Below are 25,518 nucleotides of genomic sequence, written 5' to 3'. Positions count from 1 at the left end.
TCAAAGTATGTCAGAATCCGTCATTCCGGATAGGTTAGGCTTACCTAACTTATGGAGTGAATCGTGACGGACCCTCGGGTCGCCGTGGTCGGTGCCGGCCCGGCTGGAATCTATGCCGCTGACATTCTCGCCCAGGAACATCCCCGGGTGCTGGTCGATCTCATCGAGCGGCTGCCGGCGCCGTTCGGCCTGGTGCGGTACGGCGTGGCGCCGGACCATCCGCGGATCAAGGAGATCATCAAGGCGCTGCACCGGGTGGTGAACCGCGACCGGATCAGCTTCGTCGGGAACGTTGCGTACGGCACCGACCTGAAGCTCGACGACCTGCGCCGGCACTACGACGCGGTCATCTTCGCCACCGGCGCGATGGCGGACCGATCGCTGGACATCCCGGGGATCGACCTGCCGGGCAGCTACGGCGCCGCGGACTTCGTCAGCTGGTACGCCGGGCATCCCGACGTACCGCGTGATTGGCCGCTGGAGGCTCGCGAGGTCGCGGTCATCGGTGCGGGCAACGTGGCGCTCGACGTCGCCCGGATGCTGGCCAAGCCGGCCGACGAGCAGCTCAGCACCGAGATCGCGGACAACGTGTATCGAGGGCTGAAGCTCAATCAGGCGACCGACGTCCACGTCTTCGCGCGGCGCGGTCCGGCGCAGATCAAGTTCACGCCGATGGAGCTGCGGGAGTTGTCCCACTCGCCGTCGGTGGACGTGATCGTGCATCCCGAGGGCTTCGAGATTGACGATGCGAGCCAGGCGGCAATCAGTTCGAGCAAGAGCACCCGGCTGGTTGTCGACACGCTGCTGAAGCACCTCGACGCCGAACCGACGGGTGCGCCGCACCGGATCCACATCCACCTGTGCCAGGCGCCGGTCGAGGTCCTCGGCACGGACCGCGTCAAAGGCCTGCGCACCGAGCGGATGCAGCTGCAAGGCGACGGCACGGTGAAGGGCACCGGCGAGTACGTCGACACTCCCGTGCAGGCCGTGTACCGCGCGGTCGGGTACCTCTCCTCGCACCTGCCGGAGATCCCGTTCGACCACCACGCCGGCGTCATCGCCAACGATCGCGGCCGGGTCCTCGACCTGGACGGCGTACCGCTGCCCGGGCTGTATGTGACCGGCTGGATCAAGCGCGGCCCGGTCGGCCTCATCGGTCACACGAAGTCGGACGCCGCCGAGACGATCGCCAGTCTGCTCCAGGACCTCGACCAGCTACCGGCCCCGGAGATCAGCGGCTCGATCCTTGAGCATCTCCCCGGTCCCGTCGTCGACGCCGCCGGCTGGGCCCGGCTCGACGCCCACGAGATCGCCTTGGGTCAGGTCGAGGGGCGCGACCGGGTGAAGGTCGTCCCTCGCGACGAGATGCTCAACGCGGCGCGAGACCGCTGACGAACGACGCAGCCGCCGCGTAGGTCAGCGGCGGCTCCGGGTTCCACGGGAGCACGTTGCCCGCGCGTACGCCGGGCACCTCGGACCAGCCCGCGATCGTGGCCAGACGGTCGGCGGCGAGCGAGTTCGGGCGCTCGTCGTACAGCACGAGATCCGCCGGGTGCTTGGCGGCGAGCTCGTCCCACTTGACGACCTCCCAGCCGCCCGCGGTTGTCGTCGGGGTGAACTGCACGCCCGCGTCGGCGAGCATGCGAAGGCTCGGCCAGTAGGCGGGGTTCGCGACGTACGCGTCGGTGTCGGTGCCGCCGGACAGGGCGACGACCCGCAGCTCGGTCGGCGTCGAGGTCAGGTCCGCGGCGGGGTCCTGTACGTCGGCCCCGAGTGCCTCGGCCAGTTCGTGGAAGCGCCGGATGACCGACTCGAGCGTCCGGTCCCCGGCGATACCGATCGCGAGGATCGGCGCGCGCTCGGCGATCCGGGCGGCGACGTCTTGGGAGAGTCCGTAGACCTCCCCGCCGTACGTCACGCTCACCACGAGATCCGGGTCGAGGGACTTGACCAGCTCCTCGTCGACAGCGTCGCCTCCACCGACGTACGGCAGGTCCAACCCGACCGACGCCCCGCTGTCCGCATGATGCTGCGACCCGAAGTACCCCACCACCGGCACACCCAGCCCCACGAGCGTCCGCGCCGCCTGCGCAAAAGCCAACACCCTGGCCGGCCGCCCCGCCGTCTCGACGCGCCGCCCCCGATCATCCTCAAACACCCAAGCCATCCAAACCCCACCCCTCCAGTCGTCACACGGTCACCCACAGAAACCTACCGCCCACCACAGCGCAACGTAAGGCCAACCTAACTTCGCAACCACAGAGGCGAGAAGAAGCGCAAGGAAGAAAGAGAAGTTCTGGAGTGCTGGCTCGCGTCGGTGACCGGCGAACTGGTTGGTCTGCCCGGGTCCGTGCCGGCGCCCCGCCCGCTCGCCGAGTCGTGGCAACCGGTTCCGGGGCCTCCACCGAGTCGTGGAAAGCGGTCAAGAAAATGTGCCACGATCCACGACTCGGCGCTCGGGGCGGCGGAACCATTCGCCACGACTCGGCGGGTTGCGGATGACGCCGGTGGCGGGACTCCTGGTGTGACCGACGGCCGTTCGGGTCGCACAGCTGAACCTTCGGCTGACGGCCGGAGGCAGCCAGCACTCTAAATCTCTCCCTTTTTCTCTTCCTTCTCATTCTGCAAGGCTTCATCTGACTACCTCTGGTGGTCGCCGAAGTCGGCCGTTGCTGTCTCTCTTTCTTCTAATTCTTCTGTTCTTCATCTTTCTTGGCATCGGGTGGCGGGGTTGTTGAGGCGGTTAGATCTGTTGGACCGCGGCTAGTAGAGCCTTTGCTCGTACGTCGGTGCCGGCGCGGAGGTCGGTTGCTGTTGCGGCGCTGAGTGCGGTGACCCTGGCGGTCGTGAGCGGGACGGGTACGGCGAGGTGACGGGCCAGCTGTTCGAGGACCGCGAGGCCGCAGGTGACGTCGTCGGTCAGGAAGCGGTGGTCGAGGGTTGTCGGCTGCCCGTTCGTTGTCGATGGCAACTACGAGCTGTTCGCAGTCGGGTTGCAGATCACCGGGGTCGACCGGCCAGCAGGTCGGCGTACCTCACCCGCCGAACTCTACTGTGCCGCAGGCGCCGGGCGTACCATCCCGACAAGGCCGGTGAGCAATCCAGGGGTGGGGCGCGGGGACCGGCGGGGGGAAGTCATGGTGCAGGTGAACGAGGCGCCGGAGGAGATCCGGTTCGCCGTCGTGATGAACGGTGGCGTCAGCCTCGCCGTCTGGATGGGCGGCGTCGTACGCGAGATCGACCGGCTGACGCACGGCAAGGGACCGTACGGTCGGCTGCTCCGGCTGCTTGATGTCAAGGCGCGGGCCGACGTCATCGCCGGTACGTCGGCGGGCGGGATCAACGGCGCGGCGCTCGCGCTCGGCCAGGTGAACAAGAACGCTGACGTCGGCCTGATGCGCGACCTGTGGTCGGAGCAGGGCCGGATGGACGCCCTGCTGCAGAAGCCGTTCAAGGGATCGCCGGCGTCGTTGCTGCGGGGTGACGAGTACTTCCTGCCCAAGCTGTACGACGCGATGAAGCAACTGTGCGCGGGTTGGGAGGCGACCGAGCCGGCGGACAATCCGATCGAGCTGATCCTTACCACGACCTTGCTCCACGGCGCGAGGATCGTGACTGTCGACGCGCTGGGGCAGCAGTTGCCGCAGATGTTGCACGAGGGTACGTTCACGTTCCGGCGGGGAGAGGCGGGCGCGGGGGACTTCGAGCTTGGTGAGGACCACAAGCTCGCGGCGGCGCTGGCGATGGCGGCTCGCTGTACGGCGGGGTTCCCGGTCGCGTTCGAGCCGTGTTTCGTCCCGGCGCGGACCGCTTCGGGAACGGCACCCGAGCAGCCGTACGACCTGGCCGACCCGAGCCGCCGGCCGGATCTCGGCGACTACGTGTCCTGGCGGACGGCGGGCCCGAGGGAGGCGCTGCCGCCGGACAGGTCGCGGTACGCGATGGACGGCGGGTTGCTCGCGAACACGCCGACGAAGCCTGCGCTCGACGCGGTCGCGGCGATGCCGGCGAGTGGATTGGTGCAGCGGGTGATGCTGCTCGTGTATCCGCATGCGCCGACGAATCGCCCAGATCCGCCCGACCGTGTCGAGGAGCCGCCGACGGTGACGGGCGCGTTGACCGGCGTACTGGGTGCGTTGTTGAGTCAGGGCAACCGGACGTTCGTCAACGAGGTCGTGAAGCACAACGAGGCCGCGACTGCGCGGCGCGGGACTCGGCTGGACATCATGGGGAGCGTCAGTACTGCGGACGAGCTGCGGCGGCTGGCGAAGTGTGTGTTCGAGCAGTACCGCAACCAGCGCATCCGGCGGGCGGCGCGTGATCTCGCGGCGAGGGTCGAGGCGCCGGTGGACTGGTCGCTGCGGCGGATCGGCAGGGCGGTGGAGACGGCGCAGCGTGAGTGGGCGGTGCCGGATGTTCGGTCGCTGCCGTACGTACCGCAGTACCTGCCGGGGGAGGCGGACGAGCGGGAGACCTACTGGCGGTGGGGGATCACGGCGGGCCTTGATCTCGCGGATGCGGCGATGGACCTGATGTATCGCCTGATCAGCGTGACGTCGGAAGCGTCCACGCGGCGTGAGCTTGCCGGCGCGCGGGAGCAGGTCAGCAAGGCTCGAACCGACCTGCGTGGTGTCCGGGACCGGATCGACAAACCATGGAAGGAAGACCGGGTGCTGAGCACGCTCCGCCCGGACACGGAGTACTGGACCCTCCGACTGGCGCATTACGCGCGAGTGATGCTCAACGACGAGAGCCGCGTAGCAGCCGCCGAACAAGCAGTCCTACGAACTGAACATGTCGAGGACCCACCAAAGGCCCAACCCGACCGGCGCACACTGTTCGAGCGCCGACAGGCCCAGCTCCGCGCAAGACTCCGAAACTGGCGACCCCAGGAAGATGCCGGAGACACCTCCGGTGATGAGGTCGAGTTGTCGGGTCGGGTTGGCGAGTTGCAGGCGGCGTTTCGGCGGTTGCGGCGGGCCTCGGCGGCGGGAGCTCTTGGTGTGGAGGCGGAGGATGCGGTCGAGCGCGTCGTGGCGGCCGTGGCAGGCAGTCTGGGTGTGTTGGGGAATGTTGCTGAAGGCATCGCCAAGACCTCCGGGTTGTCGCCCTGGCAGACCGTTTTCGCCGACCCGTCCATGTCGTCGTACGACGGACCGGACCCACAGACCCGGGTACTCGCGCGCATGCTGTGGCTGCACGTGGTCTCCTGGACCCTCGCTGATGAGTCCGGGGCGGCGAGCAGTCAACCGGTCGAGCTGGTGCAGCTCTCGCTGCAAGCCAGGAACGATTTCGCGATCCAGTCGATCACTGCTGACGACAAGGTCGGCGGGATGTCGCTCAACCGTTTCGGCGGCTTCCTCAAACGCTCCTGGCGGATGAACGACTGGGCCTGGGGGCGCATGGATGCCGCGACGACGCTCTGCCAGACCATCCTGTCGCCGGAACGCCTGCGCCGGCGGGCGATCCAGCGCAGTCAGGGCGAGCATCCCGAAGAACCTGCCGAGTTCGTCGCCACGCTGGTGGCCGAGCTCTTCGACGGACCGTGCCCGGACTTCCTCGACGACCTCGCGGCCAGGGCTGCGGACGAGCTCGTCCCGGTGTACGACCTGCAACAGCAAGACCTACCTGGCAGCCTGCCGAACCTCTCGGCGTTGGCGGCCTGGGCCATACACCTGCGCGCGATCGTCGAGGAACTCCCGTCGATCGAAGCCGCCGTGACCGCCGACCGCGTCGACCGCGCGAACCCGGACTCGAAAGGCGAACTGTTCCTGATCCAGAACAAACTGTTGCTCGACCAGATCAAGACGACGCCCGCGCCGGCAGATGACACGAGTCTGTCCACCGACGAGGTCCAGCTCGGCCGCGCCGCGCTCCGCGCCTTCGACCGCGCAGGCATCGGCCGCGAACCGCTTGACGAAGAAGCCCGCAGCGACCAACTGATTCGTACGGCGGCCACGGCCGCGAGCGTCGCGGTAACCGTCGCCGACAGCAGCCGATCCGGCCTGTCGGCGATCAAGCCGGTCACGCGAGCCCTTCGCGGCGGCATGATGATGCCGTACTGGACCGTCATGGGTCTGGCCGGCGGCGGCACGATCGCCCGCTTCCTGGCGCAGTTCGCGCTCGCCTCGGGCGCACTCCTGCTGGCGCTGTCGTTGTTCGGTGTGATCGGGGGATGGGCAGCCGGTCCTGCGACCGCGATCGGCGTCGGCGCGTTGCTGACCGCGTTCGGGTACGCCGCCGCGCGTACGGGCACGCTGCTGCACAGCGTCGTACTGCTGACGCCGGTGATTCCGTTGATCGCCTTCGCGGCGGACGGTTGGGTCGCCGGGGACAAGACCGGGCAGAACCACGCGCTGGCGGTGGCCGGCACGATCGTTGCGCTGGCGCTCGCGCTGATGTTCCTCGGAAGTCTGCCGTCGCAGGTCCGGAGCCCGGTCTCGACCCTGTATCGCGCGCTGGACGGGCTGGTGAAGAAGTACCTCGGCGCGACACCGGCGGAGCTGCTGCCGATCCCACGGTTCGTACTGCGGCTGCTGGCCGGTGTGTTGTGGATCCTGGCGGTCGTGGTAGGGCTGGCGGTTGTTGCCGCAGGCGCCTACGGCCTTACTCAGTTGGTGTTCTGGATCGATCGGCATGCGGTGGAGTGGAAGAACGATCGAGTCCTGCTGATCGTCGTGGCGATCGCGTTCGTTGCGATCGGTCTCGCGATCGGGTACTTCGCGGGCTGGTGGTTGCGCTGCTGGTCGGACCAGAGCACGACCGGGGTTCCGCAGTACAAGATCAGTGCCGTCCGCAACGCGAGCGGTGTCGCGGCGACCTGGTCGGTGATCTACGGGACCTGCTACGCGATCGTTGCCGTCGGCCTCATCTGGTGGTGGCCGGCCAAGCCCGATTGGGTGTGGCGATCGGCGCTGGCGACCGCTGTCGTGTTCGCGCTGGTGCTGCTGTTCGTGGTGCCGCTCGCGGTCGTGCTCGGGTCGGTTCGCGAGATCGGGCAACGCCTGGCCGCGGACGCCCGCTGTGCGGTGATCGCCTGGCCGGCGACGTCCGCGAGCGAACCCGAGGTCGTTGCCCTGCTGTGGCGCCTCGACGTGCGCTTCCGCTGCCTCCTCGCGAGCTCGGCCCCCGACCAACTCCGCCTGACCGGCCGCGGCCGCGCACTACGCACCAAGATCGACACCTTGCTCGCCGAGACCTGACCTACCGGAGGAAACATGCCTCTCTCGAGCTACGGCGTCCTCGCCGGCCGGCTGGTCCGGTTCGCACGCGAGGACCCCAACGATTTCGGCTCCTGGTACCACGGGAAGATGTACGTCGCGGCGCCCGCAGGCGAGTACGAAGGCGCTGTGGACGTGTCGACGCCCAGCGGCGTACCGGTGGAGTATCGCGAAGTGCGCTACCTCGACCCGGAACTGTTCGCCGCCACTGCCGCACTCCCCGACGGTTGGCATTTACTCGACAGCACGCCGGACTCCGGCGCTCTCGACTACCTCCGCTCGCCCCTGCTGGGATCGCCTTCCGGCTGGGTGGAGAGCACTGCCGACAACGCCCTGGACCTCCTCGAGCAACTACTAACCGGCTCACGCCGCGTCTACGTCTACGGCGCCCCGTACGACGAAGGCCTCGGCGTACACGACATCCACTACAACCAAGGCGACCCACCAGGCGAGTTCCAACACCTCGACGCCATCTGGCAAGACGGCGCCACCATCATCGAACAACCCACCGGCGAACTAACCGCCTTCCTCACCAAGTTCAAACCCCAATCCCTAACCACAGACGACAACGGCCTACCGATCTAGATCTGCTTTCAGGTCGAGGCCGATGCCGGATGGGGCGATGAGGGTCAACTTGTTGTGGTCGATTGTGTAGGTGACTGCGGCTCCGAGTGTGGCCAGGATCTCGGCCTGCACCTCGGCTGTTTCGCCTGTGCAGGTGCGGTCGGTGATGGTGACGTCGGTGAAGGTCAGCTCGGTGTTGTTCCGGGTGACCGTGCCGGAGAGTTCATTGCAGCCGGTCGAGCCGCTCAGGTGCTCCCCATCGATTCGGATCCACGCGGGATCGGCGTGGTAGCGGTGGTGGCGCAGGTCGGCGTTGGTGATGGTTGCGCCGACCTCCCACCCGATCCCGTCGAGCGGGAAGTCGGGCTCAGCGATCTTCTTGTCGAGCAGTGTGATCGTCGTACTGCCGGAGGTGAGCGTGAGCTCGTCACCGTCCACCTGCCAGCTCGGTTTGCTCGTCAGGAACGTCTGCAGCCATTCCTCCTGAGCCCGCAGCGGTGGTTTGCAACCGCGCTGGGTGCCGCCGAATCCAGTGACCGACAAGGTTCCGCCGGTCAGCAGCTCGCCGGCCGCGACGGCGGCGCCCATCCGGTTGCAGCCGGCGTGTACTCGCAGGACGTCGTACACCCGCGATCCGCCTGCGTTCTTGTTCGGCGTCCGCGCGAACTCCACCCGGATGCGCGTCCCCGGCACCAACTGCCTGGGCACGCCATCCTCCGTCACCGCGGTGGACAAGTAGGTGCGCCCCATCGGCGACGGCGCCGATCCGTCCAGTACGCCGATCACGGATCTGAAATCGCGCAACCGGTCCAGGAGGCCGTCACCGGCCAGCTGGTCCCGGGTACCTGATCGATGGAGGGTGAACCGACCGGCCGGATCGACACGGATCACCGTGCCGGCCCCGTCGACGTCGGACGGCGTACGCCGGTCGTCGGCGTCGATGATCACGGTGCCGGCCGGGAACTGCTCCCGGGCCTCCGCGGCGGAGGCCGCCGGGGCTTCGCCGGCTCTACTTCCGTACAGGAAGGGAAAGGTCAGCCAGAGCAACGCCAGCGGACTCCAGACTCCGTCGAAGAACAAGATCCAGCCGTCTTCGATGGCCGGCGACAGCCACTCGGGCATTGTCGGGTCCGAGCGGATCGGTGCGAGTACGGCGATGCGCTCGGCGAGAGCGAGGTCGACGGCGGCGAGCGCGTCGGTGCGGAGGTCGAGGTACCGGAACAGCTGATCGTGTGCGGCCTGCGAGTGGACCGACACCGCGACCGGCTGGTCGGCGGGACGGCCCACCAGCAGGTTGATCGCGCTCGGCTCGCGCGCCACCACGCCGTACGTCATCGGACTGGGGCTGGTCACGACGACAGCCCCACCGCCGCGCAGGACCCTGATCGCATGCAGCTGCGTGCGATCGAACTCCGGCAGATCTAACTCCGACACTCCCCAAGTATCTGCGCGCTCGCGTAGTTGTCGACGGTTATGGAGTTGTAGGTTCGGGCGCTTTTGGTGGTTAGGCGGAGGAGGGCTCGGCTGGGGGCGGCGGGGAGGGTGGAGATCAGGCGGGCGCCGTGGGCTAGGGCGGCCATCGAGAGGCGGGAGGTGGGGATGAGGGTTTTGGCGGCGCTCAGGGCTACGGCGCGGCTGGCGGTGACGTGGGTGGTCATGGCGCGTTCGTACGCGGGGTAGGCGCGCTTCTGGTCGCCGTCGGCTCGGGCCAGTTCGCCGGCCAGGACGTACGCGCCGACGACGGCGAGTGTGGTGCTGCCGCCGACGGCGGGGCCGGGGCAGTAGGCGGCGTCGCCGACGAGGGTTACCCGGCCGCGGGACCAGGTGGGCATGCGGAGCTGGGTGATCGAGTCGAAGTAGAAGGCGGGTGTGCGGTCGAGCTCGCGCAGCCAGCCGTCGACCTCGGGATCCATGCCGTCGAACGCCGCCCGCAACAGCTCCTTCTGCCGAGGTACGTCGCGGTGGTGGTAATCGAGCTGCTCGCTCCGGAACAAGAACAACGCCCGCGCGTCCTCGATGTGCCGCGCGCCGTAGATCCCCGCCGTACGGCCGACAGCCGTATGGATCACCATCTCGCCGTCCAGTCCGGCGGCGTTCGGCAGCGTCAGTACGCCGAGGTACGCCCCGATGAAGGCGCTGTACTGCGACTCCTCGCCGAAGACGAGCCGCCGCACGTTGGAGTGCAGCCCATCCGCCCCGATGACGAGATCGAACCGACGCGGTACCGCGTTCTCGAACTCCACCTCGCCGTCGGCCGAGATCGCGGTGATCGAGTCGCCGAACATGTACTCGACCTCATCGCATGCGTCGTAGTAGATCTCGCTCAGATCGTCCCGCAGTACCTCGAGGTGCCGGTCCGCTGCCCCGCCGAACACCTTCGACAGGTCCACCCGGACAGGACGTCGTACGCCGTCGCGGTACAGCGTCAGCCGGTCCGTGCCGGTCGCGCGCTCCTGGATCCGGGCCAGCACCCCCATCTCCTCGGAGATGTCCACCGCGGGCCGGAACAGGTCGACGGCATGACCGCCGGTCTTGCGCAGCTCCGGCGCGCGCTCGACGACGGTGACGTCGAAGCCGTATTTCGTCAGCCAGTACGCCAGCACCGGACCGGCCACACTGGCGCCGGAGATCAGAATCCTCATGAGCACGCCTCCTCGGGGTCACCCCTTGATCGGAGCCGCGTGACCACTTTCGACACGAGGTGGACAATGTGGACAATGTGGCATGGCTGACATCGTTTCGTGCCCGCACTGCGGGCAGAAGAACCGCGTTCAGGCGACCGGTGACGGCAAGCCGGTCTGCGGCAAGTGCGGCAAGCCGTTGCCCTGGATGGTCAATGCGGGGGACAAGGACTTCGCCGAGGTCGTAGAGATGTCGAACATCCCGGTGCTGGTCGACGTGTGGGCGCCGTGGTGCGGGCCGTGCCGGATGGTCAGCCCGGTCCTGGAGAAGCTCGCCGCCGAGAAGGCCGGCCAGATCAAGCTGGTGAAGATCAACGCCGACGAGGCGCCGGACGTGTCGCGCCACTTCGACATCCGGTCGATCCCCACCCTGATGGTCTTCCGCGGCGGTAAACCGACCGCCACCCACATCGGCGCCGCGCCGGCCGCCGTCCTCCGTCCCTGGCTGGAAGATGCCCTGAGCAACTGATGACCGCGAATGCCCGGCAGCTCCTGTCCGTGCTGATCGGCTGTGTCGTCGGCGCGGTCGTCGCGGTCATCTGGAGTGTGCCGCTGGGGATACTGGCGGCGATCACGGTGATCGGTGCGGCGTTCGTGATCAGTGCCGTGATCGTGCTGTGGCCGATGGACGCCGACGCCACCCGCCGGCATGTCGGGCGCGAGGACTTCCGCCCGGCCGTCGACGAGCTGTTCGTGGTGGCGCTCGCGATCGGCGCCGTCACGCTCATCGCACTGATCCTGATCCTCGGGCGCTCGCAGGGCCAGAACGTCGCGGCCGCGATCGGCCTGGCCGGTGTCTTCATGAACTGGGCCGTCCTGCACATGATGTACGCCGCCCGCTACGCCCACCTCTACTACTTCGATCCCGCCGGCGGGATCGACTTCAACAGCGACGAGAGCCCGTCGTACCGCGACTTCTTCTACTTCAGCTACAACCTCGGCATGACCTACCAGGTCTCCGACACCAGCGTCTCCAGCTCGGCCATCCGCGCCGTCGTACTACGCCACTGCCTGCTCTCGTACATCTTCGGCACCGTCATCCTCGCCGCAACCATCAACCTCGTCGCCGGCATCGTCACCAGCGCCTAGCCCAGCTGGTACTGCGCGATCAGGGCGGTCATGGCCTCGTCGATGGCGGGGTCGGTGCGTTGGCGGGTCGGGTCTTCGTCGTACCAGCTGATGATCTCGCGGGCGCCTACCTCGAACGGGATCGTGGCGACGTAGTCCGGGACGACCTGGCGGAGTTTGCTGTTGTCGAAGACGGCCGAGTGGGTCTTGTCGCCGAGCAGGCCGGCGCCCCAGCCGGGGTGTACGGCGGCGATCGCGTCCGACGGGACGTGGACGATCTGTGCCGTCGTGCCGGCCGCGGCGGCGAGGGTGTGGGCGATCTGGTCCCAGGTCAGGACGTCGTCGGAGGTGATCTGGAAGGTGTCGCCGAGCGTGCGCGGGTGGCCGAGCAGCGGGACGAATCCCTTGGCGAAGTCGCGGTGGTGCGTCAGCGTCCACAGCGACGTCCCGTCACCGTGGACGACGACGGGTTCGCCGCGGCGCATCCGGTCGACGATCGTCCAGCCGCCGTCGAACGGGATCAGCGTGCGGTCATAGGTGTGCGAGGGCCGCACGATCGTGATCGGGTAGTTCTCGTCGCGGTACAGCCCGGTCAGCAGGTCCTCGCAGGCGATCTTGTTCCGCGAGTACTGCCAGAAGGGGTTCCGCAGCGGCGTCGACTCGGTGATCGGCAGTCGAGCTGGCGGCGTCTGGTACGCCGATGCCGAGCTGATGAACACGTACTGCCCGACGTGCCCACGCAACGCGTCGGTCCGCGCCCGCACCTGCTCCGGCGTGAACGCCAGCCAGTCGACCACGACGTCGAAGTCCTGGCCGGCGACCTCGGCGAAGGCCGATGCGTCCTCGATGTCGGCGCTGATCTGCCGGACCTCCGCCGGCAACGGCCGGCTCGAGGTCTTGCCCCGGTTGACGACCGTGAGGTCGAGCCCGGCCTCGACGGCGCGCCGCGAGGACGCCGAGCTGATAATTCCGGTCCCGCCCAGAAAGAGAACCCGCAATCCAGTCACCCGCGTAAGTCTTCCAGACCGGCCCGACCACCGCACTACGCTGTCCACGCCCGCGTGCCTAGACTCGGTCCGGATGACCAGAGAATCGGAAGTTGACGACCCGGATATCATTTGGATCGGCGGTCCGGCGGCGGCAGGCAAGACGACGGTGAGCCAGTTGTTCGCGCAAAAACACGGCTATTTCTATTACAGCGTCGATGCCCACGCATTCGATCACGAGAAGCGCGCGGCGGCGGCCGGGATTCATGTTCTGGGTTCCGGTCCCGGGGATTTCGACCGCCGGCCGATGATCATCGAGGACATCAGGTCCTCGGCTGCCGGTGCGACGGCTGTTGTCGAGGGCGCATTCGTCACTCCGGCCATGGCGGGGGTCGGCGAGAATGCCCTCTGGCTCATGCCCTCCAAGGAAGAACAGCTCGCGCGACTCGAGCACAGGAATCCCGGTGGTAACCACGAAGGTCGCGTCTGGGGATGGGGGCTGGTGCGCAGTCAGCTCGAGGGGACCGGGGCCCGGGTGATCGTCGTCGACGGGCAGACCGTAGACCAAACAGTGATGGCTGTCGAAAAACTCTTGGAGAAATGATGCAGGAACTTTCCGGTCGGGTTGTGCTGGGTCTTGCCGGCTTTTCCATGACGCCGCGCGATCGGTCCGCCGACCTCGCCACCGTTCGCGCCGGTATCGAAGCCGGCGCGACAATTCTTGATACCGCACGCGCGTACGCCCAGGCGGACAATCCGCTGTACGGCGAAGAGCTCGCCGCCGAAGCCGCAGCCGGCACGGATGTGATCGTCGGAACCAAAGGCGGCCATTCGCGAATCAACGCGGACACGTGGGACGCAGACATCAGCGCGACCCGGATCCGGAACGACGTCGAGTCGAGCTTGCGGGTGTTCGGACGCGAGCAGCTCGACCTGTTCTACCTGCACCGGGTCGACCTCGCCGAGCAACCCGTGGAGGAGGGCGTCACCGCGCTGGCAGCACTGCGCGACGAGGGAAAGCTGGCTCGGATCGGCCTGTCGAACGTCACGGTCGCCGAGCTCGACCGCGCCTCAGCGATCACCCGGGTCGACGCCGTACAGAATCGCCATACAGCCATGGGTCGCGAGGCGGATGACGTGGTCGCGTGGTGCGAAGCCAACGAGGTCCCGTTCTTCGCGTACTCGCCACTGCGCTCGTCGAGCCCAGCCCCACGCCTGGCAGCCGTCGCCGCTGAGCGAGGAGTGTCGCTGCAACGCCTACAACTCGCCGCTCTGCTGCACTCGTCGCCGGTCGTCTCCGTGATCTCCGGCGCGACCCGTCCGCAGACGGCGCTCGACTCCGTCGCCGCCGAGCGCGAACCATGGAGCTCCGAACTCCAAACGGCGTACGAAGCGGACCTGGCCTAGAGGCGGTCCAGGGCCTCGTCGTCGGCCTTGATCGGATCCGGGCCGCGAGGGGCAGGCCGGCGGACGAGCGCCAGGAGCGCACGCAAGCGTCGGACCAGATCCGCGTCATACGGATCCGGTCCGGCCTGCCGATACCTGCAGCGTCGCATCAACCCAACTCCTCCCAAGGGGATATCGAGCCGGGCGAAGCGGTTGTTACAGGCTGACCTCAGAAAGCTGGTTCCTCGCGACTGCGGTACTTCAGCAGGCCCTCGACGCCGCGCAGGAGCGTCGCGCAGATCGGTTTCGGGTCGGACAGGCAACCAGCAGTCATCGCGCCGTCACGGAGCATGACGAAATGCCGGGCGGCGGGGGCGCGGGTCACCGAGAGGTGAGATTCAGCCCAGGATGCCGAGCAGCTCGTCGGAGATCGAGCGCGCCTCGGTGATGAGCAGCGGCACCGCCTGCTTGGCGAGCTCCTGGGTCATGCGGAAGGCCGGGCCGGACACCGAGATCGCCATCGAGATCGGTACGTCGGGGATCGCGACGGCGTAGCAGACGACGCCCGGTTCCTGTTCGCCGTTGTCGGTCGCGTAACCGGCCCGGCGGACCCGGCCGAGTTCCTTGCGGAGCTTGGTCAGCTCGGTGATGCTCCGATCGGTCGCGGCCGGCATGCCGGCCCGGCCGACGATCCGGGCCATCTGCTCGTCCGGCAGGTCGGCGAGGATCGCCTTCCCGACACCGGTCAGGTGCGTGTAGGCGCGATGCCCGACCTCGGTGAACATCCGCATCGCGTGCCGCGACGGCGACTGCGCGATGTAGACGACCATGTGCCCTTCCAGTACGGCGAGATTCGCGGACTCGCCGATCTCCCGGGCGAGCGTGTCCAGGTGCGGCGTGACGATCGGGGCGAGCTGGGAATCGACCCGGCCGGCCAGCCTCGTCAGCTTGAGCCCGAGCCCGTACTGCCGGTTCGGCAACTGCCGCACGTACCCGAGCGAGACCAGCGTCTTCAGGAACCGGTGCGTGGTCGGCGCCGGTACGTCGATCGCGGCCGAGAGCTCGGTCAGCGTCGAATCGCCGTTGTCGGCCAGCAGTTCGAGCAGGTGGAACGCCCGTTCGACGGACTGGACACTCCCGGACGTCTTGTTCTCCACGGCGCCAGCATAAGTGCAGCCGCGGGCTGGCCAGGTCCGGTCAGAAAGTTCCACATATCGAAAATGTGATTCCAGATAGTGTTGACAGCCTCGCCGGGGTAAGCGAAAACTGATGCAACACCCGACGACCGATAGCCCGCAGCTCTCTGCCGCTTCGTAGTACATCGGTGTAGAGCGTGCGTGCCGCCCGCCGGTCGAACCCGCTTGCCGAGGGAGACACTCATGACTTCCGGCTCCTTGCTCACCCGCCGCCGACTGCTCCGGTCCGGACTCGGCCTGGCCGCCGCCGGCGTCGCCGGGACCTCGCTGGCCGCGTGCGGCGGCTCGTCGTCCGGTTCGCCGGCCGGCTGGACCCAGGTGACCTTCAGTTCCGTGGGCGATCCGACCACCCAGAAGATGTTCAAGGACATGATCGCGGCTGCTCAGAAAGAGAGCCTCGACGAGCACAAGATCAAGATCGTCTGGAAACCCGCACCGGGCGACGACTGGGCCAGCGTCATGCTCCAGTTCGCCTCGGGTACGGCGGCCGACCTGCAGCGCATCGACGACGACCGGGTGTACGACCTGGCCACGACCGGCAAGATCCTGCAGCTGGACAAGATGATGCAGGACAGCACCAACGGCTTCGACCTGACGAAGTACAGCCCGACGTTCACCACCAAGGTCGCGGTCGAGGGCTACCAGTTCTCGATCACGCCCGGGATGAGCGCCAATGCCCTGTACTACAACAAGAAACTCTTCGCCGACGCCGGCCTGACCGCGCCGACCTCCTGGGCCGACGCGTGGAGCTGGGACGAGTTCGACGCCGCCGTCAAGAAGCTCACGAAGAAGAGCGGCAACAGGACCGATACCTACGGCCTGCAGTACGCCGTCAACACCATCCAGCCCACTGCGTACGGTGCTGGCGACACCGCGCTCTACAACAACCAGACCGAGTGCGGGTACGGCAAACCCGAGACGCTGGACGCGATCGACAAGCAGATCTCCTACATCCGTGACGGCTACGCGCCGACCGTCGACGTCGAGTACCTGCCGCTGTTCAACGCCGGCAAGCTCGCGATGACCTGGCAGGCGATGGACATCAGCGCGCAGATCAGCAAGGACGTCGACTGGGACGTGATGCCCTGGCCGAAGACGCCGCTGTTCGCGATGACGAAGAACTACGCCCGGACCTGGGTGATCCCGAAGACCGCGAAGGACCCGCAGGCCGCGTTCCTGGCGATGAAGGCCCTGTGCGGAAAGGCGGCTTCGGAGGTGATGGCCAAGGCGCAGTTCGCCGTACCGGCGCTGACCGAGGTGGCCAAGAGCGCGGCGTTCACCGACCACCCGCGCCCGAAGACAGCGAACGTGTGGGCCGAGGCGCTCGGCAACGTCAACGGCAAGCCGGTGGACGTGCCGTTCCCGCGCGGCCCGATCGGTACGGCGCTGGCCGACTCGTTCGTCGAGGGAACCAACGCGAACAACCTGGTCAGCGGCAAGCTGGCGACCGCCGACTACCTCAAGCGCGGCCGCGACGCCGTCAACGCCGAGATCAAGAAGCGCGGCTGGAACGGGGACAAGGGCAAGGAGTTGCTCGAGAAGGGAGGAGCGCTCACCGATCCCGACCTGAAGGTGGCGGCCAAGTGACGGCCGAGCAAACGGTCACCGCGCGGCGGCGCACCCTGCGCGGCTGGATGTTCATCGGTCCGGTCGTGATCGGCACGCTGCTGTTCAACGTCATCCCCGTGCTGCCGACGCTCGTCACCAGCTTCACCGACTGGGACGGGCTGTCGGCGCCGAAGTTCACCGGCGTCGCCAACTACAAGGAGATGTTCTCCGGGCAGGATCCGCTGTTCGGCAAGAGCCTGATCAACACGGCCATCTACACGATCGGGTACGTCCCGGTCGGGATCGTCATCGGGATCGCCCTGGCATTGCTGGTGAACAACCGCCTGCGCGGGATGGCCGTGATCCGGGCGCTGATCTTCCTGCCGTACGTGACGTCGCTGGTCGCGGTCGGCGTGATCAGCCGGTGGGTGTTCAGCGACCAGTACGGCGTGATCAACGCGGTCCTGGCGTCGTTCGGGATCACCGGACCGCACTGGCTGGGTGAGCCCGCATCGGCGATGGCCGCGGTGATCGTGACGGCGATCTGGGCGAACATGGGCTTCAACATGGTCATCGTCCTGGCCGGCCTGCAAGGCGTCCCGGAGACGTTGATCGAAGCGGCCACCCTGGACGGGGCCGGCCGGTTCTCCCGGTTCTTCCACGTCACGCTGCCGTTCCTCACCCCGACGATCTTCATGCTGCTGATCCTGCAGACGATCGGTTCGTTCCAGGTCTTCGCGCTGATCCTGGTGATGACCGGCGGCGGGCCGGGCGACGGCACCTACGTCTACATCTACCACCTCTGGTACGAGGCGTTCTCGCTGCGCCGGATGGGTTACGCGTCCGCGCTGGCGATCGTGCTGTTCGCCGTACTGCTCGCGGTCACCTGGATCCAGAACCGCCTGTCGAAGAGGTGGGTGTTCTATCAATGACGATCGAAGACACGCGCGAGACGCTCGCGCCGCCGCGATCGCCGGCGCCGGCCGACGGCAGCACCGCGGCAGGCCGGCGCAGGCTCGGCCGGATCGCCGGGCCGACGGCGACGTACATCGGTTGCGTGATCGTGGCGCTGATCGCGATCGCGCCGTTCCTGTGGATGCTGTCCAGCTCGTTCAAGGAGCCGGGCGACGTGATCAGCTTGACGCCGCGCCTGCTCCCGAACCCGTTCACGTTCGAGAACTACGAGTACCTGGTCAACAACGGGGTCCTGCCGTTCATCCGGTTCCTCGGCAACAGCGCCTACATCACGGTGCTGGTGATCATCGGCCGGCTGATGGTGTGCGCGCTCGGCGCCTACGGGTTCGCGCGGTTGCAGTTCCGCGGCCGGGACGCGGCCTTCGGGCTGCTGCTGGCGTCGCTGATGATCCCGGACATGCTGATGGTGCTGCCGCTGTACTCGGCGTACGTGAAGGCCGGTCTGATCGACACGCATTTCCCGTTGATCGTGCCGCCGATCGTCGCCAACACCTTCGGCACCTTCCTGCTCCGGCAGTTCTTCATGACGATTCCCAAGGAGTACGACGAGGCCGCGCTGGTCGACGGGGCGAGTCATTTCCGGATCTTCGTGAGCATCATCCTGCCGCTGTCGAAACCGGCCCTGGCCACGCTGGCGGTGCTGACCTTCGTCAACGTCTGGAACGACTTCTTCGGCCCGTTGGTCTACCTCAGCGATGTCAACAAGTTCACCGTCCCGGTGGGGCTGGCGTTCTTCCAGACCCAGGACAGCACGCAGTACGGCCCGCTGATGGCGGGCGCGACGCTGGCCATCGTCCCGACCGGCCTGGTCTTCGTGTTCGCACAGAAGTACTTCACCCGTGGGATCTCGATGACCGGAATCAAATAAGGAGACAACGTGACCAAGTACGTGGTGGCTACCGTCGACGAGATTCCGCCCGGGTCCCGGAAGGTGGTCGAGATCGCCAGGCGGTCGATCGGCGTCTTCAATGTCAAGGGCAACTACTACGCGATCCGCAACCTGTGCCCGCACGGCGGCGGGCCGATGTGCGAGGGCGTCACCTCCGGGCTGGTTCGCTCGGACAAGCCGGGCAACTATGAGTACATCATGCGCGGGGAGATCATCCGCTGTCCGTGGCACGGGTGGGAGTTCGAGATCGCCACCGGCCAGTCCTGGTTCGACCCCGCGAAGACCAAGGTGAAGGCCTATCCGACCGGCGTGGAGTCCGGGGAGAGCCTGGCCGGCAATCCGGAGCTGTCCGCGGCCGGTTTCCAGCCCGGCCCGTACTCCGGTGAGACGTACCAGGTCGAGGTCGATCGCGACTATGTCATTGTCAATATCTGATGCCGCCGGGATGGTGGGCGAGACCACCATCCCGCTGCGGGTGCAGTCCACCAGGCAGGTGTCGGCCGGGGTGACGGAGCTGGTGCTCGTCGCGGCCGACGCCTCGGAGTTGCCGCCATGGGCGCCGGGGAGCCACATCGACGTGGAGATCCGCCCCGGACTCGTCCGGCAGTACTCGCTGTGCAGCGATCCCGCGGATCGCGGCCGGTGGCGCATCGCCGTACTGCGGGAGCCGGCGAGCCGCGGTGGCTCGATCGTGCTGTGCGAGCGGGTCCGGGCCGGCGACGTACTGACGGCGACCGGACCGCGCAACCACTTCCCGCTGCACGCGTCGCCGCGGTACCTGTTCATTGCCGGGGGCATCGGAATCACGCCGATCATCCCGATGATCAAGGCCGCGCACACAGCCGGCGCGGACTGGCGGCTGGTGTACGGCGGTCGCAGCGAGGCGTCGATGGCGTACCGGGACGAGCTCGGCGGGATCGATCCCGCGCGCGTGCTCGAATGGCCGCAGGACCGTCGCGGCCTGATCGAACTGGATCAGATCCTGGCCGAACCGCAGCCCGGAACGTTGATCTACTGCTGCGGCCCCGAGCCGTTGATCGCGGCCGTCGAGGCGAAGAGCGCGCACTGGCCGCACAAGACCCTGCAGGTGGAGCGGTTCGCGCCGCGGCCGCTGATCGGCGTACCGCCGAACACGTCGTTCGAGATCGAGCTCGCCGACAGCGACGAGGTGCTCGTCGTACCACCGGACCGATCCATCCTGGAGGTTGTCGACGAGGCCGGGATCTTCGTCTTGTCGAACTGTGAGGAAGGCACCTGCGGGACCTGCCGGACGACCGTGCTGGAAGGCGTTCCGGACCATCGCGACTCCGTTCTCGACGAGGACGAGCGCGCCGCCAACGACACGATGATGATCTGCGTCTCCCGCGCGCTGTCGTCCCGACTGGTCCTCGACCTGTGAAAGGTGAGATCACAAGTGGCTGTACAACAACTTGAGAATTACGCCCGGCCCGAGCAATGGACCGGACTCGAACTGGTCGACACCGACGTCCATATCAACCTCCCGAGTCTGAAGAATCTCTTCCCGTACCTCGAGGCGCGGTGGCGCGACTACATCACCGAGTCCGGGATGGGCGGACTGCCGTCGAATCTCTACCCGTCGAACGCGCCGAATCTGTTCCTCGACGGCTCACGGCCGGATCAGGGGCCGGCCGGATCGAGCCTCGAGCTTCTCCAGGCACAGCTGCTGGACCCGTGGCAGTTGCAGTACGCGATCCTGAACTGCACCTACGCAATCGACTCGATCCACAATGACGATCTGGCGGCTGCGCTCGCCCGGGCGCTGAATCGCTGGCAGTTGCACGAGTGGCTGGAGCAGGACGACCGGCTGCGCGGCTCCGCCGTACTGCCGCTGCAGAACCCGGCGTTCGCGGCTAAGGAGGTCGAGTGGGCCGCTGAGCACAGTCAGTTCGTCCAGGTGACGGTTCCGTCGCGCAGCCGTGAGCCGCTCGGGCGGCGCGGGTTCTGGCCGATCTACAAGGCGGCGCAGGCGGCCGGCTTCGTCGTCGGCGTCCAGGCCGGTGGACTGAGTGGAAACCCGACGACGCCGGTCGGCTGGTCGACGTACTTCGTCGAGGACTACGTGAACGTCCCGCTTGCGTTCCAGACCCAGCTGATGAGCTTCGTCACCGAAGGCGTCTTCGTCGAGTTCCCCGAGCTGAAGGTCGCGACGATCGAGGGCGGCTTCAGCTGGCTGCCGCCGATGCTGTGGCGGTTCGACAAGGACTGGAAGGGTCTGCGGCGTGAGGTGCCATGGGTGGAGCGTCCGCCGTCGGAGGTGATCCGCGACCACGTCCGGATGACGATCGCGCCGCTCGACCGGCCGGACGACCCGCAGCAGCTGCTCGAGGTGATCGACCAGCTGCTGTCCGACGACATGCTGATGTTCTCCACCGACTACCCGCACGCGCACTTCGCGGACTCCGCCGACGCGCTGCCGGAGGGGATCTCCCCGGAACTGCAGACCAAGATCATGTCCGGCAACGCGCACGCGACGTACCGGCTGGGATGAGGAGTGACATGAAGCGGACGCAGATGATCATCGACTGCGACATCCACAACGTGATGGCGCCCGGCGCTCTGGATCCTTACCTCTCGAACCGCTGGCTCCGGCACCACAAGACATTCGGCTCGCGCCAGCACAACGGGAACGTGTATCCGAAGGGCTCGCCGGCGCGGTACGACGCGTTCCCGCCGTCGGGCCTACCCGCGGGCGCGGACCTGGGGTTCATGCAGAAACAGCACCTCGACGGGCTGAACGTGGAGTTCGGCATCCTCGGACCGCTCAGCGGATCGGGCAGTCAGCTCGACCCGGAGTACTCCGCGGCGTTGTCGGCGGCAACCAACGACTGGCAGATCAAGGAGTGGCTGGAGCCCGAGCCGCGGCTGCGCGCGGGCATGATCGTGCCGGCCGAGCACAGCGAGCAGGCGGTCGCCGAGATCGAGCGGCTCGCCGGCCATCCGGGGTTCGTGCAGGTGCTGCTGGTTGCCCGGAGCTCGGCGCCGCTGGGGGATCGCCGGTACTGGAAGATGTACGAGGCTGCTGCACGCCATGATCTGCCGATCGGGATTCACTACGGTGGCGGCGTTCGCGGCGTACCGATCAGCAGTGCGGGCTGGCCGTCGTTCTACCTCGAGGACCACGCGGGGATGTCGGCCGCGTTCCAGGCACACGTGGCGAGCCTGGTCTTCGGCGGGATCTTCGACCGGCTCCCGAACCTACGTATCGCCCTGATCGAGGGCGGGTTCGCCTGGCTGCCGTCACTGGCATGGCGGATGGACACCCACTGGGAGCGGTTCCGCGCCGAGATTCCCCAGGTACGGCGCAGGCCATCGGAGTACCTGCGTGACCACTTCTGGATGACGACGCAGCCGATCGAGGAACCCCATCGGCCGGCCGACCTGCTGAAGGTCTTCGAACACCTCGGCGGCAGCGACAAGGTGATGTTCTCCACGGACTACCCGCACTGGGACTTCGATCATCCCTCGCACGCCTTCAAGGTCCGGCTGTCCGCGGAGCAGCGGGACACCATCTACACCGAGAACGCCCGGGCGTTCTACAAACTGCCGGCGCGGGTGGAGGCGGCGCTTTGACCAAGATCACCTCGATCGAGACGTTCGACGGCCACGGCTGCATCGTCCGGGTGCGGACCGACGACGGTCTCGAAGGCTACGGGCAGACCGCGCACTCCGAGGCCCGGATCACCGGGGAGGTCCTGCACACGCTGGTCGCGCGGAACTACCTCGGCCGTGACCCGTTCGACGTCATGACGCTGGCCGAAGAGTGCGCGCGTGCGGAGTACAAGTACTTCGGCAGCTTCCTGTTCCGTGCGCTGGCCGGCGTCGACACCGCGCTGTGGGATCTCGTGGGGAAGGCGAAGTCGCAGCCGGTCTACCAGTCCTCGGCGGCAAGTTCCGGCCGTCGGTGCCGGTCTACGGTTCGGGGATGCGCCGGGACACGACACCGGAGCAGGAGGTCGACCGGATGGTGGCGGCCGTCGCCGAGCACGGGTTCCGGGCGGTGAAGATCAAGATCGGCGAGCGCAACGGCCGCGATGCCGAGTCGCGGACCGGCCGGACCCGGCGGCTGGTTCCCTTGCTGCGTAAGGAGCTCGGCGACGAGATCGAGCTGAGCGCGGACGCGAACGGCGCCTACTCACCGGGCCAGGCGGTCCGGATCGGGCGGCTGCTCGAGGAGTACGACTACCTGCACTTCGAGGAGCCGGTGCCGTTCTGGGAGTACGAGAACGCCGCCGGTGTCGCGGCGACGCTAGACATCCCGGTCGGCCTGGGCGAGCAGGAGTTCTCGGTCGACGCGCTGCGGCGGATCATCCAGAGTGGCATCGACGTCATCCAGCCCGACGTCTGCTACGTCGGCGGCATCACCCGCGCCCGCCAGGTCGCCGAACTGGCCAACCTCGCCGGGCTCCCGTGCGTACCGCACTCGTCGGGCAGATCGCTGACGGCAATCTTCACCGCCCACCTGGTGACGGCCATGCCGGCCTGCAACCTCTTCCACGAGTGGACCATCGAAGACGCGTCGTCCATGCACATCTACGACCCATTCCCCACCGCCCACAACGGCGAAGTCCACCTCTCCGACGCCCCCGGCTGGGGCATACAAATCCCCCACCCCACCCTCCAACAAATGAACCGAAGAGTCTCCACCTCCTGAGGTGTGGGTTATTCAGAGGACCTTGAAGAACAAGGAGAGAAACGACCAGAGACAGACAAAGACGAAAGATAAAGTGGCGGTTGGGTGCCTGGCCGGGTCCGACGGTCCAGTGGCAGTCGTCATTGTCTGCGAATGTCCTGTTCTCTGACCTTTCTTGAGAGCTCTGAATAGCCCTCGACCAAGGATGAGGGGAAGGAAGGAGAGAAGAGGATGTAAGAGGTCGTGGCTGACTTGGATGATCGGCCAGAGGTTGCCCGCGAACGTGAGCGCGCGAGGACCGCCGGCCGGAGCGGTCAGGCTCAGGCTCAGGCTTCTGCGCCTCACAGGAGCTGCTGTCCCCCAGCCGGAGGAGCTGGTCGTCGCGAGCGTTGGATGTGCGCGTTCGTCTTGTAAATAAGGGGTTTGGTCGGGCGGGGTGACTTGGAAGAAGCGCCTCGAGCAGGTAGAATCGAACACATGTTCGAGACAGATCTGGATGAGCTCTCGACGGCCGACCTGCTCGAGTCGGCCACCGAGCACCGCGCGATGGCCAATCGGGCCGATGCGCGGCTGCTGCAGCACGCCCAGATCTACGCCGACCGGTTCCATCCCTCCACCTGCGACACCCGGCCCGGCCGCCGGGCGTTCGATGGGCGGGAGCGGGCCGTGGTGCTAGGCGGTGAGGGCTGCCCGCAGATCGCGGAGTTCGCGATCGCCGAATTCGGCGTGATGCTCGGAATCTCACCCATGGTCGCGGCCCGGTTCATCGGCGAGGCCCTGGCACTCCGCCACCGGTTCCCCTTCACCTGGGCCCGCGTACTGGCCGGCGACGCCACCCCGTGGAAAGCCCGCCAACTCGCCTCGGCGTGCGTGAAGCTGTCCGAGGACGCCGCGGCGTACGTCGACCGGCGGGTCGCGCCGCTGATCGACGCGATCACGCCGTACCGGCTGGACAAGATCATCCGCGCCGCCAAGTCCCACGCCGACCCCGAACAGGCTCGCGGTGAGGCCGCCGAGGCTGCAGGCGAGCGTGGCGTGTTCGTCGGCCGCAGCGACAATCACGGCAACAAAACCATGTACGTCAAAGCCCCCGCCGGCGCGGTCATCCGCCACGAAGCCACCATCGCCGCGATCGCCGAAGCCCTGAAGACCTTCGGCGACACCCGCCAGGTCCAGCACCGCCGAGCCGACGCGATCGGCATCATCGCCGACCCCCGCTACACCCAAGAACTCCTCACCCAAGCCCACAACCACCCCGCGCACACACCCCCGACAGATACCCCCGTACGCCCGATGGATGCCCCCGACTCCGCCGGCTCACCTGGCTCCGCGGACTCAGCTCCTGCTGCGTCTTCCCCGCGCACCGACCGCCGCGGCCCCGCGATCAGCCCCACAAGCCCGCGGTACGACGACACGCCTGCAACCGGGACGGACCCGACGAACCACCGCGCACCGGCCCGGCACACACCCGCCGGTGAGCCTGCCAACGGACCGGTCGCCGCGAGCGCCAGCGACGGACCGGACCGCAGGAGCCCGGCCCAATCAGCAGACCGTAGTAGCTCCGCCCCATCATCGGCCGCCGCTCTCCCCGACCACCTGCCCGGTCTGCTCGACCTGCTGGATCCACGGGAGGTGCCGTTCGCGGAGGAATTCGAGCTACGTGAGCCGGATCCACCGACCGACCCATTCGACACTCGGCCGCCCGGCTACGTTCCCGGTCCGCGGGCCGAACCCGATCCAGGATCCCCGATGGACGCCGCCGCCCTACGGGCACTCGACGCGCGTCTCGCGCGGATCAAGCACGACGCGTACGCCTGTCCCACCAAGGGACAGGTGCGTCCCGGGGCACACCGAGGTCTTCGTCCACCTGACCGACCTCACGCTGGCGACCGGCAACGGGGTGCTGCGGGCCGAGGGGATCGGTCCCATGCTCGCCGACCAGCTCACCGAACTCGTCGGACACGGGCCGTACGCGGTCAAGCCGGTGATCGACCTCAACGACGCCGTCAGCGTCGACGCCTACGAAATCCCCGCCCGGATCCGCGAACGCGTCCGACTCAGCTACCCCGTCGAGTTGTTCCCCTACGGCACCCGCGAAACCCACCGCACCATCGACCTCGACCACATCCAGCCCTACGACCCGTACGGCCCGGCCGGCCAAACCAGCACGGGCAACCTCGCGCCGCTCAGCCGCTTCGGGCATCGGGTCAAGACCCACGCCCGCGGCTGGAACGTCCGCCGCGTCGACGTTAAGACCCTGGAATGGACCACACCCCACGGCTTCACCTTCCGGGTCGACCCCACCGGAACCCACCGCCTGCCCAACCCCACAACCGACCGGTGAAGGCCCAGCC

General features: G+C 67.5%; 27 protein-coding genes. 17 read left to right on the top strand and 10 right to left on the bottom strand.

Annotated features, from left to right (window positions below; all coding sequences use genetic code 11):
- Positions 1–63 precede the first annotated feature (63 nt).
- Positions 64–1,392, top strand: a complete 1,329-nt coding sequence (locus ABT313_RS01930) for an FAD-dependent oxidoreductase (RefSeq protein WP_350847624.1) — start codon at positions 64–66, stop codon at positions 1,390–1,392.
- On the opposite strand, the gene ABT313_RS01925 is transcribed toward ABT313_RS01930, so the two are convergent.
- Both ABT313_RS01925 and ABT313_RS01920 read right to left on the bottom strand, forming a co-directional pair.
- Positions 1,370–2,167, bottom strand: coding sequence for an ABC transporter substrate-binding protein (locus ABT313_RS01925; RefSeq protein WP_350847622.1), 798 nt, complete (start codon positions 2,165–2,167; stop codon positions 1,370–1,372). The two genes, ABT313_RS01930 and ABT313_RS01925, sit on opposite strands and share 23 nt — an antisense overlap.
- Positions 2,168–2,743: 576 nt before the next feature.
- Entirely contained in the window at positions 2,744–2,971 is a 228-nt protein-coding gene (locus ABT313_RS01920; protein WP_350847620.1) for an NAD/NADP octopine/nopaline dehydrogenase family protein, read from the bottom strand.
- A gap of 166 nt (positions 2,972–3,137) precedes the next feature.
- Here ABT313_RS01920 and ABT313_RS01915 point away from each other — a divergent pair, with 166 nt between their 5' ends.
- Positions 3,138–7,202: a patatin-like protein gene (locus ABT313_RS01915; RefSeq protein WP_350847618.1), complete on the top strand. Its 4,065-nt coding sequence runs from the start codon at positions 3,138–3,140 to the stop codon at positions 7,200–7,202.
- 15 nt (positions 7,203–7,217) lie between these two features.
- On the top strand, positions 7,218–7,805 hold the full coding sequence (locus ABT313_RS01910; RefSeq protein WP_350847616.1) for a DUF2278 family protein: 588 nt from the start codon (positions 7,218–7,220) through the stop codon (positions 7,803–7,805).
- Here the strand turns inward: ABT313_RS01910 and ABT313_RS01905 are convergent.
- Positions 7,794–9,218: an META domain-containing protein gene (locus ABT313_RS01905; RefSeq protein WP_350847614.1), complete on the bottom strand. Its 1,425-nt coding sequence runs from the start codon at positions 9,216–9,218 to the stop codon at positions 7,794–7,796. The two genes, ABT313_RS01910 and ABT313_RS01905, sit on opposite strands and share 12 nt — an antisense overlap.
- Positions 9,206–10,426: an FAD-dependent monooxygenase gene (locus ABT313_RS01900; protein WP_350847612.1), complete on the bottom strand. Its 1,221-nt coding sequence runs from the start codon at positions 10,424–10,426 to the stop codon at positions 9,206–9,208. The genes ABT313_RS01905 and ABT313_RS01900 overlap by 13 nt, the downstream gene beginning before the upstream one ends.
- Before the next feature lie 82 nt (positions 10,427–10,508).
- On the opposite strand from ABT313_RS01900, the gene trxA reads away from it, so the two are divergent.
- Both trxA and ABT313_RS01890 read left to right on the top strand, forming a co-directional pair.
- Complete coding sequence (trxA, locus tag ABT313_RS01895) at positions 10,509–10,934, top strand: thioredoxin (protein ID WP_350847610.1); 426 nt, start codon at positions 10,509–10,511, stop codon at positions 10,932–10,934.
- On the top strand, positions 10,934–11,554 hold the full coding sequence (locus ABT313_RS01890; protein ID WP_350847608.1) for a DUF1345 domain-containing protein: 621 nt from the start codon (positions 10,934–10,936) through the stop codon (positions 11,552–11,554). Before trxA ends, ABT313_RS01890 begins: the two co-directional genes overlap by 1 nt.
- Here ABT313_RS01890 and ABT313_RS01885 read toward each other — a convergent pair.
- On the bottom strand, positions 11,551–12,540 hold the full coding sequence (locus ABT313_RS01885; protein ID WP_350847606.1) for an NAD-dependent epimerase/dehydratase family protein: 990 nt from the start codon (positions 12,538–12,540) through the stop codon (positions 11,551–11,553). The genes ABT313_RS01890 and ABT313_RS01885 overlap by 4 nt on opposite strands.
- Positions 12,541–12,613: 73 nt before the next feature.
- Between ABT313_RS01885 and ABT313_RS01880 the strand changes: the two genes are divergently transcribed.
- Positions 12,614–13,123: a P-loop nucleotide/nucleoside kinase family protein gene (locus ABT313_RS01880; RefSeq protein ID WP_350847604.1), complete on the top strand. Its 510-nt coding sequence runs from the start codon at positions 12,614–12,616 to the stop codon at positions 13,121–13,123.
- On the top strand, positions 13,012–13,926 hold the full coding sequence (locus tag ABT313_RS01875; protein ID WP_350847602.1) for an aldo/keto reductase: 915 nt from the start codon (positions 13,012–13,014) through the stop codon (positions 13,924–13,926). Before ABT313_RS01880 ends, ABT313_RS01875 begins: the two co-directional genes overlap by 112 nt.
- On the opposite strand, the gene ABT313_RS01870 is transcribed toward ABT313_RS01875, so the two are convergent.
- The 3 genes from ABT313_RS01870 to ABT313_RS01860 are packed head-to-tail and all read right to left on the bottom strand — an operon-like array spanning position 13,923 to position 15,062.
- Positions 13,923–14,075, bottom strand: a complete 153-nt coding sequence (locus ABT313_RS01870; RefSeq protein WP_350847600.1) for a hypothetical protein — start codon at positions 14,073–14,075, stop codon at positions 13,923–13,925. The two genes, ABT313_RS01875 and ABT313_RS01870, sit on opposite strands and share 4 nt — an antisense overlap.
- A gap of 59 nt (positions 14,076–14,134) precedes the next feature.
- Positions 14,135–14,290, bottom strand: coding sequence for a hypothetical protein (locus ABT313_RS01865; RefSeq protein ID WP_350847598.1), 156 nt, complete (start codon positions 14,288–14,290; stop codon positions 14,135–14,137).
- 13 nt (positions 14,291–14,303) lie between these two features.
- Positions 14,304–15,062, bottom strand: coding sequence for an IclR family transcriptional regulator (locus ABT313_RS01860; protein WP_350847596.1), 759 nt, complete (start codon positions 15,060–15,062; stop codon positions 14,304–14,306).
- Between the two features lie 222 nt (positions 15,063–15,284).
- On the opposite strand from ABT313_RS01860, the gene ABT313_RS01855 reads away from it, so the two are divergent.
- Genes ABT313_RS01855 through ABT313_RS01815 form a run of 9 tightly spaced genes read left to right on the top strand, consistent with a single transcriptional unit; the run spans position 15,285 to position 23,185 of the window.
- The gene (locus tag ABT313_RS01855) at positions 15,285–16,688 is read left to right on the top strand and encodes an extracellular solute-binding protein (protein ID WP_350847594.1); all 1,404 of its coding nucleotides are present in this window, start codon (positions 15,285–15,287) and stop codon (positions 16,686–16,688) included.
- On the top strand, positions 16,685–17,581 hold the full coding sequence (locus tag ABT313_RS01850; protein ID WP_350847592.1) for a carbohydrate ABC transporter permease: 897 nt from the start codon (positions 16,685–16,687) through the stop codon (positions 17,579–17,581). The genes ABT313_RS01855 and ABT313_RS01850 overlap by 4 nt, the downstream gene beginning before the upstream one ends.
- Entirely contained in the window at positions 17,578–18,492 is a 915-nt protein-coding gene (locus ABT313_RS01845; RefSeq protein WP_350847590.1) for a carbohydrate ABC transporter permease, read from the top strand. The genes ABT313_RS01850 and ABT313_RS01845 overlap by 4 nt, the downstream gene beginning before the upstream one ends.
- 9 nt (positions 18,493–18,501) lie before the next feature.
- Entirely contained in the window at positions 18,502–18,948 is a 447-nt protein-coding gene (locus ABT313_RS01840; RefSeq protein ID WP_350847588.1) for a Rieske (2Fe-2S) protein, read from the top strand.
- A 10-nt stretch (positions 18,949–18,958) separates the two neighbouring features.
- Positions 18,959–19,912: a PDR/VanB family oxidoreductase gene (locus ABT313_RS01835; protein ID WP_350847586.1), complete on the top strand. Its 954-nt coding sequence runs from the start codon at positions 18,959–18,961 to the stop codon at positions 19,910–19,912.
- Positions 19,913–19,927: 15 nt separating this feature from the next.
- A complete protein-coding gene (locus ABT313_RS01830) occupies positions 19,928–21,022 on the top strand; it encodes an amidohydrolase family protein (RefSeq protein WP_350847584.1) in 1,095 nt (364 codons plus the stop codon).
- An 8-nt stretch (positions 21,023–21,030) separates the two neighbouring features.
- Complete coding sequence (locus ABT313_RS01825) at positions 21,031–22,104, top strand: amidohydrolase family protein (protein WP_350847582.1); 1,074 nt, start codon at positions 21,031–21,033, stop codon at positions 22,102–22,104.
- The gene (locus tag ABT313_RS01820) at positions 22,101–22,535 is read left to right on the top strand and encodes an enolase-like domain-containing protein (protein ID WP_350847580.1); all 435 of its coding nucleotides are present in this window, start codon (positions 22,101–22,103) and stop codon (positions 22,533–22,535) included. The genes ABT313_RS01825 and ABT313_RS01820 overlap by 4 nt, the downstream gene beginning before the upstream one ends.
- Complete coding sequence (locus ABT313_RS01815) at positions 22,457–23,185, top strand: mandelate racemase/muconate lactonizing enzyme family protein (RefSeq protein ID WP_350847578.1); 729 nt, start codon at positions 22,457–22,459, stop codon at positions 23,183–23,185. Before ABT313_RS01820 ends, ABT313_RS01815 begins: the two co-directional genes overlap by 79 nt.
- Before the next feature lie 12 nt (positions 23,186–23,197).
- On the opposite strand, the gene ABT313_RS01810 is transcribed toward ABT313_RS01815, so the two are convergent.
- Both ABT313_RS01810 and ABT313_RS01805 read right to left on the bottom strand, forming a co-directional pair.
- Entirely contained in the window at positions 23,198–23,773 is a 576-nt protein-coding gene (locus tag ABT313_RS01810) for a hypothetical protein (protein WP_350847576.1), read from the bottom strand.
- A 132-nt stretch (positions 23,774–23,905) separates the two neighbouring features.
- A complete protein-coding gene (locus tag ABT313_RS01805; RefSeq protein WP_350847574.1) occupies positions 23,906–24,406 on the bottom strand; it encodes a hypothetical protein in 501 nt (166 codons plus the stop codon).
- Between the two features lie 418 nt (positions 24,407–24,824).
- Between ABT313_RS01805 and ABT313_RS01800 the strand changes: the two genes are divergently transcribed.
- On the top strand, positions 24,825–25,508 hold the full coding sequence (locus ABT313_RS01800; RefSeq protein WP_350847573.1) for a hypothetical protein: 684 nt from the start codon (positions 24,825–24,827) through the stop codon (positions 25,506–25,508).
- The last annotated feature ends 10 nt before the right edge of the window (positions 25,509–25,518 follow it).

The organism is Kribbella sp. NPDC000426, assembly GCF_040300265.1.
Lineage (GTDB): Bacteria > Actinomycetota > Actinomycetes > Propionibacteriales > Kribbellaceae > Kribbella.
Note: the sequence above shows the minus strand (reverse complement) of the source record. Positions and strands in the feature narration are given on the sequence as shown.